The organism is Pantoea sp. X-Soil-ISGK-275 (genome assembly GCF_059730795.1).
In genome coordinates, this window is sequence record NZ_AP035976.1 from 3,526,645 (window position 1) to 3,539,105 (window position 12,461).

11 protein-coding genes, 1 tRNA gene and 2 pseudogenes are annotated in these 12,461 nt (G+C 50.8%); 6 read left to right on the forward strand and 8 right to left on the reverse strand.

The features are described from left to right. Window positions 1-4: 4 nt before the first annotated feature. A complete protein-coding gene (locus AC6I8A_RS16340; protein WP_265299104.1) occupies window positions 5-691 on the reverse strand; it encodes a ZIP family metal transporter in 687 nt (228 codons plus the stop codon). Between the two features lie 148 nt (window positions 692-839). After that, complete coding sequence (gene mntP, locus AC6I8A_RS16345; RefSeq protein ID WP_436333308.1) at window positions 840-1,412, reverse strand: manganese efflux pump MntP; 573 nt, start codon at window positions 1,410-1,412, stop codon at window positions 840-842. Between the two features lie 272 nt (window positions 1,413-1,684). Between mntP and cybB the strand changes: the two are divergent. Further along, a pseudogene (gene cybB, locus AC6I8A_RS16350) lies at window positions 1,685-2,209 on the forward strand (cytochrome b561). Between the two features lie 397 nt (window positions 2,210-2,606). Here the strand turns inward: cybB and AC6I8A_RS16355 are convergent. Genes AC6I8A_RS16355 through AC6I8A_RS16365 form a run of 3 tightly spaced genes read right to left on the reverse strand, consistent with a single transcriptional unit; the run spans window position 2,607 to window position 5,159 of the window. Next, on the reverse strand, window positions 2,607-3,044 hold the full coding sequence (locus tag AC6I8A_RS16355; RefSeq protein ID WP_372340038.1) for a hypothetical protein: 438 nt from the start codon (window positions 3,042-3,044) through the stop codon (window positions 2,607-2,609). 49 nt (window positions 3,045-3,093) lie between these two features. Beyond that, the gene (locus tag AC6I8A_RS16360) at window positions 3,094-4,482 is read right to left on the reverse strand and encodes a sensor histidine kinase (protein WP_256697397.1); all 1,389 of its coding nucleotides are present in this window, start codon (window positions 4,480-4,482) and stop codon (window positions 3,094-3,096) included. Next, window positions 4,482-5,159, reverse strand: coding sequence for a response regulator (locus AC6I8A_RS16365; protein WP_265299096.1), 678 nt, complete (start codon window positions 5,157-5,159; stop codon window positions 4,482-4,484). The genes AC6I8A_RS16360 and AC6I8A_RS16365 overlap by 1 nt, the downstream gene beginning before the upstream one ends. 206 nt (window positions 5,160-5,365) lie before the next feature. On the opposite strand from AC6I8A_RS16365, the gene AC6I8A_RS16370 reads away from it, so the two are divergent. After that, a complete protein-coding gene (locus AC6I8A_RS16370) occupies window positions 5,366-6,202 on the forward strand; it encodes a MipA/OmpV family protein (RefSeq protein WP_256697399.1) in 837 nt (278 codons plus the stop codon). Window positions 6,203-6,272: 70 nt separating this feature from the next. Here the strand turns inward: AC6I8A_RS16370 and AC6I8A_RS16375 are convergent, their stop codons facing one another. After that, window positions 6,273-7,157 carry a LysR family transcriptional regulator gene (locus tag AC6I8A_RS16375; protein WP_256697400.1) on the reverse strand — a complete coding sequence of 295 codons (885 nt, stop codon included), beginning with the start codon at window positions 7,155-7,157 and terminating at the stop codon, window positions 6,273-6,275. 129 nt (window positions 7,158-7,286) lie between these two features. On the opposite strand from AC6I8A_RS16375, the gene AC6I8A_RS16380 reads away from it, so the two are divergent. Both AC6I8A_RS16380 and AC6I8A_RS16385 read left to right on the forward strand, forming a co-directional pair. Beyond that, a complete protein-coding gene (locus AC6I8A_RS16380; RefSeq protein WP_256697401.1) occupies window positions 7,287-8,684 on the forward strand; it encodes an amidohydrolase family protein in 1,398 nt (465 codons plus the stop codon). A gap of 14 nt (window positions 8,685-8,698) precedes the next feature. Continuing rightward, a pseudogene (locus tag AC6I8A_RS16385) lies at window positions 8,699-8,912 on the forward strand (hypothetical protein). A 288-nt stretch (window positions 8,913-9,200) separates the two neighbouring features. On the opposite strand, the gene AC6I8A_RS16390 reads toward AC6I8A_RS16385, so the two are convergent. Continuing rightward, complete coding sequence (locus AC6I8A_RS16390; protein ID WP_256697402.1) at window positions 9,201-9,884, reverse strand: hypothetical protein; 684 nt, start codon at window positions 9,882-9,884, stop codon at window positions 9,201-9,203. Window positions 9,885-10,099: 215 nt separating this feature from the next. On the opposite strand from AC6I8A_RS16390, the gene AC6I8A_RS16395 reads away from it, so the two are divergent. Then, a complete protein-coding gene (locus AC6I8A_RS16395; RefSeq protein ID WP_256697404.1) occupies window positions 10,100-10,537 on the forward strand; it encodes a VOC family protein in 438 nt (145 codons plus the stop codon). A gap of 298 nt (window positions 10,538-10,835) precedes the next feature. Here AC6I8A_RS16395 and AC6I8A_RS16400 read toward each other — a convergent pair. Further along, window positions 10,836-10,911: transfer RNA gene (locus tag AC6I8A_RS16400), tRNA-Phe, on the reverse strand. Between the two features lie 195 nt (window positions 10,912-11,106). Between AC6I8A_RS16400 and AC6I8A_RS16405 the strand changes: the two genes are divergently transcribed. Beyond that, complete coding sequence (locus tag AC6I8A_RS16405) at window positions 11,107-12,429, forward strand: methyl-accepting chemotaxis protein (protein WP_497818783.1); 1,323 nt, start codon at window positions 11,107-11,109, stop codon at window positions 12,427-12,429. Window positions 12,430-12,461: the final 32 nt, after the last annotated feature.

Here is a 12,461-nt window from a genome sequence, read left to right on the forward strand (position 1 = left end):
CGTTTCAGAGCCCTTCCTCTATAAGCATCAGGATCATGAATCCCGCAAAAAACATAGCGGTTCCAAGTGGCGTATCACGATCACCTTTGTGAGCTTCCACCAATAGTTCTTCTGTCACCAGATAGAGCAAAGCCACGAGACCAAATGAGAGAAAATAGGTCAGCCAGAACTCGCCCAATTGTGCCACCGGCGTGCCTAACATGGAACCGATTGGTAGTAGGAGCGCGATACCGGCTACGGCAACCAGCACTCTCATTTTGCTGCCCAGCAAAGCTTTCAAATTGCCAACGACCGAAAGCCCAAGAAAAAGGATTTCAAGCGTCAGTGCCAGCGTAAGCATAATGCCGGTCTTCGCGCCTGCAGCGAAACTGATGCCCAATACTAAACCGTCAATAAAGATGTCTATGCCGATGGCTATCAGCATGCCTGATTTACTGGCCACCTTCTCTCCGTAGTGTTGAATAAGCATCATCAGAACGACACCTGTCACACCTCCGGCAATGACTGCCATCATTGAATGCTGTTTTAGCCCTGGTAGCACTTCGGTAGCTGCTGCTGAGAAGATCACTCCAGCGGTAAAGTGATGTATCAGACTCATGGTTTTTTCGCCGGGCTGGCGGAAAAGCGCAGCACCGGCACCCGCTACAGCAGCGCTGACAGGAAAGAGGGTGTAAAGTAGCGTCATGAGCATGCGAAGGTCCTTTGGATGATAGTCAAGTTCCAGCGAGGAAGGGATATCACGATGTCAGGCTATTATTTACCAAAAGAAAGGCACGAATCATCGCGCCTGACATCGCTACTTGCTGAGTCAAATAGCGTTAAGAAAGAGAGGGAGTTCTTTAGTTAAGCAAACCCAGATGTTCAACGAGGATCGAGCTGCCAATACCGATAAGCACCAGGCCGCCGAGAATTTCCGCCCATTTACCAATTTTTGCGCCAAGAAATCTACCCAGCAACATGCCGCTTGCCGCCATCAGTGTTGTCGCTGCACCGATCGCCAGTGCCGTTACCACGATGTTTACCTGCAGAAATGCCAGCCCTACGCCAACAGCCATGGCATCAAGGCTGGTGGCAATGGCTGTCGTGACAAGAAGCCAGAAACCATGACGATGTTGAACCACTTCTGGTTCGTTTGGATCTTTTCGGATGCCTTCCACGATCATGCGTGAACCCAGCACAAAGAGGAGTATGAACGCCACCCAGTGATCCCAGTTCATAATGAACTGGCTGGCCGCAAGCCCAATACCCCAGCCAATTACCGGCGTAATCGCTTCAATTATCCCGAAGATAAGTCCTGTGCGTAGCACTTCTTTAAAAGGTGGACGATGAAGTGCGGCACCTTTGCCAATGGCGGCGGCAAAAGCGTCCATCGACATACCAAAAGCCAGAATGATCACAGCATAAAAGCTCATAACTGATTCCAGGGACAGCTCTCGAAATGGAAAAAGAGAGCGTTAGATTTTAATAGGTCGCTATCCTGCCATAAATTAACAAATAAAAAAACCTTAAAATTCATCATCTTATAGACACGGCTAAGTTTAATAGCCCGTGCTATAGATGCCTGCAAATCAATCAGATTGGGAACTTTTTACTGGGCCATGAATGGCAATTGCCATTTAGCCCTTAATCTTGAGATAAGAATTGGCTGATATAGTGAGATAACTTTTCAGGTAGGAACCAATCAATGCTGAACAAATATGCTCGCCCACAAATCTATTTTCACTGGCTAACGGTACTACTACTCATCATTGCTTACGCCACAATTGAGTTACGCTGATTGGCAGATAAAGGTACCTGGCAGCGTAATGCTGTCATCATCACACATTTCTCCGCCGGTTTTTGCGTGCTGATTTGTATGGTTGCTCGTCTGTATATGCGCAGCCGCTACATTACCCCTGCCATAACGCCGCCGGTGTCGCGCTGGCAGACCGGGCTATCGCATCTCGTACATTCGCTGCTTTATGTGCTTTTCATTGTTTTACCTGTGCTGGGCCTGACGTCACGCTATCTGCGCGGCAAAGAGTGGTCACTGTTTGGACTGAATATGCCGGTCGCAACAATTCCCGATCCCGCCACAGCGTCAACACTCATTAGCTGGCATGAAACGTTAGCGCCATTGGGCTACTGGCTGATCGGTCTTCATGCGCTGGCGGCCATCTTCCACCACTACTTTCTGCGGGATAACACTTTGCGCCGGATGATGCCCTAAATAGACGGCTTTACTGATAGCGAATGTGAAGGATCGCATTATTTTAAAGCCGGTAATGAAGAATGGTCGGTTCTCTTCTCAAATCTATTAAAAAGAAATACGGCACGTGAGCGTTAATGAAGCCTGGTAACAGGATGGGCATTGTAATTGGCGTAAATAATACGCTCAGGTTGCAGGCCCAATTCTTCCACGAATCTGCCGAAGCGGTGCCCATCGCTGGAGCCGCGATGGGCAAAATAGAAAAAATCTGCCAACGCCCTATGCAATTAACGCCGGGTCTGCAGTCGAGAAGCGGAAGTTTGAAGTGGCTCTCACCTCTGATGAAGGTATGACTTAAAATTGCGGTGTTAATCAATGTGGCGCAAGTCATATAACTGGGATGCTTCGCGGTGTCGCGCTAGCACGTTTTATCGCCGTCAGCCCAGCGCTTGATATCAATTATCTTTGGCGACCGAATTCCCGTGCTCAAGACGTTCTTGGTTGTATACAGGGAGACCTGTGCGTTGTCACCATGCCGGCTTTCGATCTCAATTAGCGTGTTATTTATCAACAATCCCTGTGAAAGGAACTTTTGATTAATCTCCCCTGCTTTGCGCTCACCATCAAATTCGCTCAGTACGATGACCGGATTTCCTGAATATGCCTCATATTCGAGGCACTGTCTTGCCATGTACCTTAGGGTTCGATAAGTATCAGATGAGCCTGCCTTGTTCACGAAACTGCCGTCAAAAGAGGATTGGCTGCTTTTTAGTTCACTGACCGTAATAGCGCACCCGCTGAGTGAGAGCGAAATTAACAGGCTTGCAAGAACAACGTATTTCACGTTTAACTCCATCATTCAGGTAAAGGCCCTCCGCCTGGGCGGATCAACGTTGTCTTTGCTTTCAGGCGGACTTGTGATTTGGGAAATCAACCGAAACCATCAGCCCACCTTCTGCCGACGTACTGAGGCTTACGCTGATGTTGTGTTGCTGCGCAACGGCTTTAACGATGGCAAGCCCCAGCCCACTCCCGCTTTGCATCTGGTTAGGATCCCGAAAAAATCTGTCAAACACGCGCTCCCTCAATTCAACGGGAATGCCAGGCCCTGCATCTGAAACACGTAACTGCGTGGATTGATTTAAGGATCGTAATTCCACCTCAATGCTCCCGCCCCAGGGGCTATACTTCACGGCATTTTCAACTACGTTATCGATAAGCGACATCAACCGTTCCCTGACGCCAGTCACCCAGATTTCCTCTTCGGCGTAAAATTCAAGTTCAATCCTGCGTTCCGCCGCGAGCGGTACCAGCCCGGCCATGCGTTCTTGTATCAGTGTTGTCAGCGGCAAAGGCTCCATAACCATGTCAATGCGCGCTTCACTGTGCATCAACAGCAGCAACTGATTGACCAGACGAGCCGCACGGCTGTTGCTGCGAACAATGCCCGCAAGCAACTCTTTATGGCTGTCACTGCTCACATAAGACTCCAGCGCCTCAACATTGATTCGCATCGCCGCCAGAGGGGTACGTAACTCGTGAGCAGCATCGGCAATGAAAACGCGCTCCCGTTCAGTGCTTTCCCGCACCCTGGCAAGAAATCCATTAACCGCGTCAACCATCTGACGAAGCTCCCTGTGCTTTGGCACTGCTTTTAAGGGCGAGAGATCGTCAGGCGTGCGCAAGGACACTTCATTTACCACCTTATTCCATGGGCGCATTGCAATGCGGATCGACAGCCACGCGGGGAACAAGAGAAAAGGAATGCATACCAGCAGCGGCATCACGTAGTAGCCACGCGAGTTCAAGTAGATAAAGAAATTCCAGCCTCCAGCAGGGGTGATAAGCGTGACCTCTGTGTCGGCGTTCCCGGACTTTAAGGTACGGCTGTTCCAGGCGCGACCATCACTCTCCACTCGCTCAATTTTTCCATAACGGCTATTTATCACTCCGACTGGCGCACCATCAGAGGCATAAATTATCTCTTTATTCTCGCGTACGATAAGGCTGATTGAGAGTGCTGGATCTTCACCGCCGCCATAATTTTCCCGTACTGCCTTACTTAATGCAGCCAGCACATACGTTCGCTCCTGCGGGCGATCGTCCATACTCTTAACCACCGTAAAAATGGTTTCGTACGTCTTACTGCCCGTTAATATCGGCGGACTTCGTAAGTCCTCCCACAAAACGTAAGTCAGAAAAAGACACCAGAGCAGAGTGAGCAATAGCATCTGCGCTACCATAATTCGCCGTACGAACGTTGGGGTTCTCAGATGGCGCCAGACATTTCGCATCAACCTGCTCCCTTCTGAATGGCTACGGTATCAATGACATACCCAACGCCCCTCACCGTTCGCACATAGCCTTCGCCGATTTTGCGACGCAAATTCCCCATATGCACATCAAGCGCATTACTCATATTTTCTTTTGCGCCGAAGATCCTTTCTTCCAGAAAACTACGAGTCAGCACGCGGTCAGTGCGTAACATCAACGTTTCAAGCAGCGCGTATTCACTTGCCGTCAACTCAACATGCCGTGCATTCACGGTCACGCGTCGTGTGGGCACAAACAGTGATAATCCGCGAAGTTCTATCGCCTCGTTCTGAAAACCATAACTGCGGCGCGCAAGCGCTCTCACCCTCGCCAGCAACTCGGCGAGAACAAACGGTTTGACGAGATAGTCGTCTGCACCCGCGTCCAGCCCGGAAAGGCGATCGTGCAGTGTGCCTCGCGCCGTCAGGATGATGACGGGAATGCTCTTAAGCTGCTGACGCAAGCACCCCATCAGGCTCATGCCATCGCCATCGGGTAATCCGAGGTCGAGCAACACAAGTTCAGGCACACAGACATCAAGCTGATGCTGCGCATCCTCTTTGCGGCGAACCCATATAACATCAAACCCTTGATCTGCAAGGGCAATACGTATGCCGTTACCGAGATCCAGGTCGTCTTCAATTAGGAGTATTTTCACAATGGTTACGGTATCAGCAGTGAATGAAGAACGTCTGAAGAAAAAAACGGTATCAGGAAATCTATCAGCTTTGCAGCATCTGTGGTTGCTTCACCCTTTCTTCATTTTTGGCTCATGAGAACTTTAGCGGGCGCATCCAAAATGAACGTTCTGGCGGTTACAACCCGCTTGCATCGTAATCATTTGAATGCATAAGGACTTCTTTAATGAGAAATAGCACACTGCGTCATAAGTTCCCCCTTTCACTCACGGGGTGCAGCCTGAAAAAAATGTTGTCGGGCGCAGTCCTGGCGTTACTGGCCACCCCGATACTGGCGGCAGCACAGAATCAGGGCAACGCGTTGACGGTGGGAGGCGGCGCGAACGTGACGCCACGCTATTCTGGTTCGGACAAAAGCCGCGTCACGACTTCCCTGGTGCTTGATTACACCATGGAAAATGGTTTCTTCGTCAGCTCCACGCGGGGCATCGGTTATGGCAATAACATCGGCAAATTTGATTACAACGCGGCGGTGAGCTATCGCGCAGGCCGTAAGGATCGCGACGTGGACAGTGACTCCCTCAGCGATGGCAGCGACTATTTGCGTGGTATGGGCGATGTCAAAGGCTCGGCTCTCGGTGTGCTTGGCCTGGGATACGGGGTGACCGACTGGCTCAATTTGCAATTGCAGGCTGAAGTGCCATTTTCTGAACAAAACAATGGCACGGCACTGCATTTTGGCATTCATAGCCCGCTTTATACTTCACCGAATAATACGGTAACGCTGGCGCTGACCGGCAGTTGGGGGACGGACAAATACATGCAGACTTACTACGGAGTCAGTGCATCTCAATCGGCCGCATCAAGGTTTATCCGATATGATGCCGGATCGGGAATTTATGCCTGGTCGATGAATCTTGACTGGACACACAAGTTCAATGAAGACTGGAGCGTGATTGCCGCAGCAGGCGTTACGCAGTTAACGGGAGATGCGCGCAATAGCCCGTTTGTGCAACGAGAAACATCACCCACCGGAAGCCTGCTGGTAACATACCGCTTCTGATCGTTATTCAATGTGTGTTTCCCGCCAGCTTAGGGCACTAAGCGGACACGCAGACATCGTAGCGGCGATTTTAAAGGATGTCGGTCATCCATTCAGTAAAGGCACGCACCGTGGGAGAAAGGAAGCGTTGATGCGGGTATAGCAAAGTGACCGGGACTGAAGGCGGCTGCCAGTCGGCCAACACTTCGACCAGCGCCCCCTTCTGCAGATGTTCAGAGACAATATTCTCAGCAAGCTGCGCCAGTCCGAAGCCTTCAAGACACATTTTTATATAAAGACCCGTTTCATTCACAGCGGCGTTTCCATTTACTGCTACAGACCGTGTTTCATTGCCACGAACAAAATGCAGTTCATTTACGCGCCGGGTCGAGGCGGAAAAATAATGGATCGCACGATGCTTTAGCAACTCTTCAGGTGTCTCGGGAATCCCGTATTCATTGAGATAGTCTGGAGAGGCACAGGTTATCCATCGAAACCGGCCAAGCGGTCGGGCAACCAGCGAGGAGTCATTGAGCTCACTGGTTCTAATCACACAATCCACGCCCTCCTGAACCAGATCGACTTGTCGGTCACTTACACCGATCATCAGATAAATATCCGGATAATGTCGGTAAAAATCCTTGAGCTTCGGCATAACAATGAACTGAGCGATCCCACCGGGCATGTCAACTCGTAGACGCCCCTGAGGACGTTTGACAGACGCTGCAAGGCTGGATTCCGAGTGTTCTATTAATGACAGGATCTCCCGGCACTGTGCAAGATACTGTAGGCCTTCAGGGGTGAGGCTGACGCGCCTTGTCGTCCGGTTAAGCAGACGCACCTTCAGGTATTTCTCCAGGTTTTTAATCGTACTGGTGACGGTGGAAGAAGGCAGTGACAGTGTTTCTGCAGCGCGTACAAAACTCCCGGCTTCAGCAACCCGTGTGAAAACCTGCATAGCCTGAATCCGATCCATCGTGTTTCTCCCGGATGAAGTTAGTCTGATTGTTCGGGAATTATGAATTATGAAAACGTTTTACGCATCTTTTTAAGGTCAATGGCGTGGCGTATCGTTTCCCCATTAATCAGAAAAGAGGCCGGTTTAATGACCGATTACATCAGAAATATTATTCATAATCAGAATGTCACTTCACAGGCCACGTTGATTCGTGGCGCTACCCTACTGAGCATGGACGAGAACGTCGGTAACATTGAACGCGGTGATATTCTTATTAACGGCTCAATGATTACCGCAGTGTGCCAGCACCTTGAAGCCCCGGGTGCGCAGGTCATTGATGCCACCAACATGATCGCCATGCCGGGAATGGTCGATTCTCATCGTCACGCATGGGAAGGACAGCTGCGCCGAATTAACCCAAACGCTACCTGCCTGGACGACTACAGCAACGCCACGCACTTCTCCTTCGCTAAATATTACCGTCCTGCCGATATCTATGTTGGCAATCTGCTGACGGCGCTGGGCGCGATTGACGCGGGCATTACCACGATGATCGATAACTCACACAACAGCCGAACCGCAGCGCATTCCGATGCCGCCGTCGAAGCCTTGCTTGATGCCGGCATTCGTGCCATTCATGCTTCCGGCGCACCGGTTGCTGGCGAATGGGATAAAGCGCACTGGCCGGGAAACTGGCAGCGTCTGCAGGATAAGTATTTCAGCGACAACCCTGAAAGCCTGGTCTCTCTCGCCGTCATGGCTCAGCTGGAGCCGGAGTTATGGGCCGAGGCCCGCAGGCTGGGACTGTCGATTGTCACTGAGTTCTTTGGCGCTGAGATGGGGTCTGAACTTGAGTCGCTGCATCAGCAGGGGCTGCTGGGTCCGGATAATATTTTCAATCACTGCACGGCGCTGCCCGACCGGGGATGGAAAATTCTCCAGGAGGCCGGTGTCCGGGTTAATGTCTGCCCGCGCTCAGATTCGCACTATGGCATCGAAAGTGGGATGTTCGCCATTGAGGCCGCGCAGCGTCATGGCATCAATCCTGGCCTGAGCGTAGACAATGAAACCTCGTACAGCACCGATATGTTTATGGAGATGCGCGTCGCCTTTTACCTGCAGCGCGTGATGGGCATGCATCAGCAGCAGTGCTGCGATTCTGAACATGCGCTGAAAACGCTTCCGGCGGCGCAACTTCTTAAAGCTGCGACTCTTGATGGCGCTGCCTGTGCAGGGCTGCAGGACAAAGTGGGCAGCCTGACGCCGGGCAAACAAGCCGACCTGGTGCTGATTAGCGTCAGTGATCTCAATCTTTACCCGTCCGGCAATGCCTTTGGCACGGTGGTTCATGCCGCCGAGCGCAGCAACATCGATACTGTCATGATTGGGGGACGCATCGTTAAACAGAACGGTAAGGTGCTGGGCGTAGACAGCGCGCGACTACGAGCGGCGATTGATGAGTCGCGTGAGCACCTTTTTGCAGCCTCTGGCTACCAGCCTGACATTTTTGCTGACACCTTCCTACCGCTGGTGCAGGCCGACTGACCAGGATGAAAAGTATGGGTATGATCTATTACGTAATCGCGTTTGCCGCAGGTCTGGGGATCACCCTGCAGACGCCCCTGAACAGCCAGCTGGCAAAGGGGTTGGGCGGCGGCCCGGTCACTGCGGCGTCCGGTTTCGTTACTCAGGCTGGGGGGTATGGTTGTCATGCTGTTCGGACTTGCCGTCATGCTTTTCGGCGATCGGCTCTCTGCACGTTTTCTGCAGTAACAGCGTTATCCACTTTTGCCATCGTGCAGGACCTTTCATATCTGAAGGATTATCATGTTTTCAATTGCAGCTGAGGTCAGGAATACGCTCGGAGAGTGCCCGCTGTGGTGTGAAAGAACTCACCGGCTCCTTTGCACTAACTTAACGAGGCTGGCTTTCTATAATCTCAACAGCAGGTTAATTAGTCCAATAGCCGCCTCTCCGGGAGACACCGGCACCAAACTCACTCACCTTTAAAGCCAGAACATGCGGGAAGGACGTTTTTGTCATGCTGTTACAACGTATCCATTAATTCTCCAAGGGAAAACATTTTGTCCAGTTGTAATTGACCTTAGCCAATATAAGTTCTTCGGCAACATCGCCGAAATTCATAGCCTGACGTTCAATGAAAAATTGACGCACGGTTGCAGGTAAAAAAGCAGCGCGGTAGCGCAGAATTGTGCTGTGCCAGAAGGGGGCGGGTAAAGGGCCACCGGTGTGCCGCGTCAGCAACTCATTATTCCACTGTGAATCCAGAACTTTTTCACAAAACGACCGGCGCATATCTATCGCAGAACAATCAGGAATCCCAGCAAGCAATAACTGACTGGGCAACGCGACTAACCGGAGTTGCCGGATAATAATTTTTTTCGCGTGATATTCGGTCCAAATATTCGTTAATTGATCCACTTTCTCTGGCAATGGTTCGTTCACTTTATACAGGGGAAGGGTCAGGGGTAAGAAAGTAAAATGAAAACCCTGAGTTGGCAGCGTGTCGGCGAGAGAATCATCCTTTGTGAGACCATTCAGTTCATCAATTAGCTGTGAGACACAATCTGGCACAGTAGGCTTAATGCCCGCTGCAAGAGCGAGTTTTAGCGGATCGTAATAGTGATCTTTTTTGCTATCCCCAATCCCACGATTTTTCATCCAGCTAGCGATAGTGTTCTGGTTTGTAGAAAGATACATCTTTTGCAGGCTTTCTGATTGCATAACAGACCTTATGATAGAAGTGTGAAAACAGGTAGCAGATGGCCAATCATATTTCTTTCAGCCATAGCTGTCGTTGTGTATGAATCGTAAATATATAATTTAGACCGCACTTAATTTTAATTTTCCCTGAAAATCTCCCGGCACTTATCGTGAAGAAATAAAACCAGGATATAAGATAGTTAGATGATAATTTTCCAAGCCCAGCAGGTAATCTCATGATCTTAAGTGCCAATCACGTCGGTTTTTCAGTTAAAAATGTTGAAGAATCATTATTCTTCTGGACTCATATTCTTGGAGGTAAAGTATTACGCGAAGGAAAAATGTCTGGACCGATTATTGATGAAGTAACAGGCGCAAGAGGTGCTGATGTACGAATGGCTTTGCTTGAACTGGCTGGGATGAAAATCGAATTACTGCAATACAATAACATTGAACAGCCAGAAGAGCCCTCAGCACCCTACATTCCTGGCTACGCTCACCTTGCGTTTATAGTCGAGGATCTTGATACGCTTTTGAGCAAAGTTTCGGACTATGGCTGGAAGACGCCAGGGAAACCTCAGACAGTCCTGGCAGGGCCCCTGCAGGGGACCAGAGTAATATATTTACAAAGCCCCGATGGTCAAACGCTTGAATTGATGGAATGCAGTCAATGAAGTCCACATGTTATGACCCGTTAACTTCTTATTAGAAAGTGATACTTGCAATGTCCGTTTCTGGCACTTAGCGGACATTTTGGGGCTTCTTATCGAATTAGAGTATTGAACTCAAATGGCCGTTGAAATGATGTTCGCAGATATGGGGACAATAGATTAAAAGTATTAGCCAGGGATAAATAAATTGGTATCGATCAATGCTGAATAATCAACGTGTAGGGAAGGAAAGGAGGCAGTGGTTGAGATTAGCAAACGCAGAAAAGCAAAAACCCAGCCATAAGCTGGGTTTTCAGAATGTTGGTGCCCGGACGCGGAATCGAACCACGGACACGGGGATTTTCAATCCCCTGCTCTACCGACTGAGCTATCCGGGCAACGGGGCGCATTAAACCCTACTCGCGCGGCACCGTCAAACGCTTTTCGGCAAAAATCAGCTGACTGATGCCTTTTACAGCAACCTCCAGACCAACAGGTAAAAATTTATTCACCTATCGCTGCTATAGGTGAATTTTTAATCTCTTGTGCCGATAACCGTGCTGACATCCTATACCAATAATAAGGTTCGCCCCATGTTCAGCACAATTGCATCAGGAATCTTGTCACGCCTTGCGTGGCAAAAACGCGGTCACAGCAAGGCAACGCTCAGTTCATTACAAGATGCCATCGCCATGGTCGAATTCACCCCAGAAGGGAAGATCCTTACCGCCAACGAGCTGTTTCTCGAGCGCATGGGTTACACGCTCAAAGAGATTGTTGGTCAGCATCACAGCATGTTCTGCACCGCAGATTTGCTCAACTCGCCGCAATACCGCGACTTCTGGCGACGCCTGAATCGCGGTGAAGGCTTCAGCGATAAGTTCCTGCGCGTGGCAAAACACAGCCGCCCTATTTGGCTGGAAGCGAATTACGTGCCGGTGCAGGATCGCAGCGGTCGGGTGATTAAAATCGTCAAACTGGCGAGCGATATCACCGCGCGCATCATGGATGCACAAGAGCAGCGCGCCATGACCACCGCGATTGAGCGTTCGATGGCGGTGATTGCCTTCAATCTCAAGGGCGAAGTGTTGATGACTAACGACAACTTCCTGAAAACCATGGGATACAGCGCGTCAGAAGTAATCGGCGTACATCACAGCCACTTCTGTCCGCCAGAAATGCGCAACAGCGACGAGTACCGCCGTTTCTGGCACAAGCTGAATCAGGGCGAATTTATCTCCGGCCAGTTCCAGCGCGTGAATAAACGCGGCCAAACGGTGTGGCTGCGCGCCACATACAACCCGGTGTTTAACGAAACCGGCGAGCTGTACAAAGTGGTGAAGTTCGCCACCGATGTCACCGCGCAGGTGGAGAAGAATCAGCAAGAGCGCGAAGCCGCGCAGCAGGCGTATAAAACTGCGCTGCAAACCAGCGAAAGTACGCGCATCGGTGCCACGGTGATTGAGAACAGCGTGCAGACCATGAATGATTTGGCGGGCGAGCTGCACGGTATTTCCGGCGACATCAACGACCTGAGCGAGTCTTCAGACCGCATCGGCGCGATTGTCGAGAGCATCCGTCGTATTGCCGATCAAACCAACCTGCTGGCGCTGAACGCGGCGGTGGAAGCGGCGCGCGCCGGTCAACATGGTCGCAGTTTTGCCGTGGTCGCCAATGAAGTCCGCACGCTGGCGGCCAACATCAACCGCGCCACCACCGAGATTGAGAACAGGGTGCAGCAGAACCATACGCTGGCGGAGAAAGCGCTGAAAGGTATTGCATCGAACCTGAAACGTGCCGATCAAGGCGTGGTGCTGGCGAAAGAGGCTGGCGGCATGATGGCGGATATTCGCGGCAGCTCCAGTGAAGTGGTGCGTGCAATTGGGCACGTTACGGCGGCGTTGAAGGAAGAGTGATTTGTAGCCAGGTCGCCATGAATGGCGACCAA

Coding starts and splice junctions, on each gene's coding strand:
- AC6I8A_RS16340 (WP_265299104.1), bottom strand. CDS start 691: ATGCTCATGACGCTACTTTACACCCTCTTTCCTGTCAGCGCTGCTGTA.
- mntP (WP_436333308.1), bottom strand. CDS start 1,412: ATGAGCTTTTATGCTGTGATCATTCTGGCTTTTGGTATGTCGATGGAC.
- AC6I8A_RS16355 (WP_372340038.1), bottom strand. CDS start 3,044: ATGGAGTTAAACGTGAAATACGTTGTTCTTGCAAGCCTGTTAATTTCG.
- AC6I8A_RS16360 (WP_256697397.1), bottom strand. CDS start 4,482: ATGCGAAATGTCTGGCGCCATCTGAGAACCCCAACGTTCGTACGGCGA.
- AC6I8A_RS16370 (WP_256697399.1), top strand. CDS start 5,366: ATGAGAAATAGCACACTGCGTCATAAGTTCCCCCTTTCACTCACGGGG.
- AC6I8A_RS16375 (WP_256697400.1), bottom strand. CDS start 7,157: ATGGATCGGATTCAGGCTATGCAGGTTTTCACACGGGTTGCTGAAGCC.
- AC6I8A_RS16380 (WP_256697401.1), top strand. CDS start 7,287: ATGACCGATTACATCAGAAATATTATTCATAATCAGAATGTCACTTCA.
- AC6I8A_RS16390 (WP_256697402.1), bottom strand. CDS start 9,884: ATGCAATCAGAAAGCCTGCAAAAGATGTATCTTTCTACAAACCAGAAC.
- AC6I8A_RS16395 (WP_256697404.1), top strand. CDS start 10,100: ATGATCTTAAGTGCCAATCACGTCGGTTTTTCAGTTAAAAATGTTGAA.
- AC6I8A_RS16405 (WP_497818783.1), top strand. CDS start 11,107: ATGTTCAGCACAATTGCATCAGGAATCTTGTCACGCCTTGCGTGGCAA.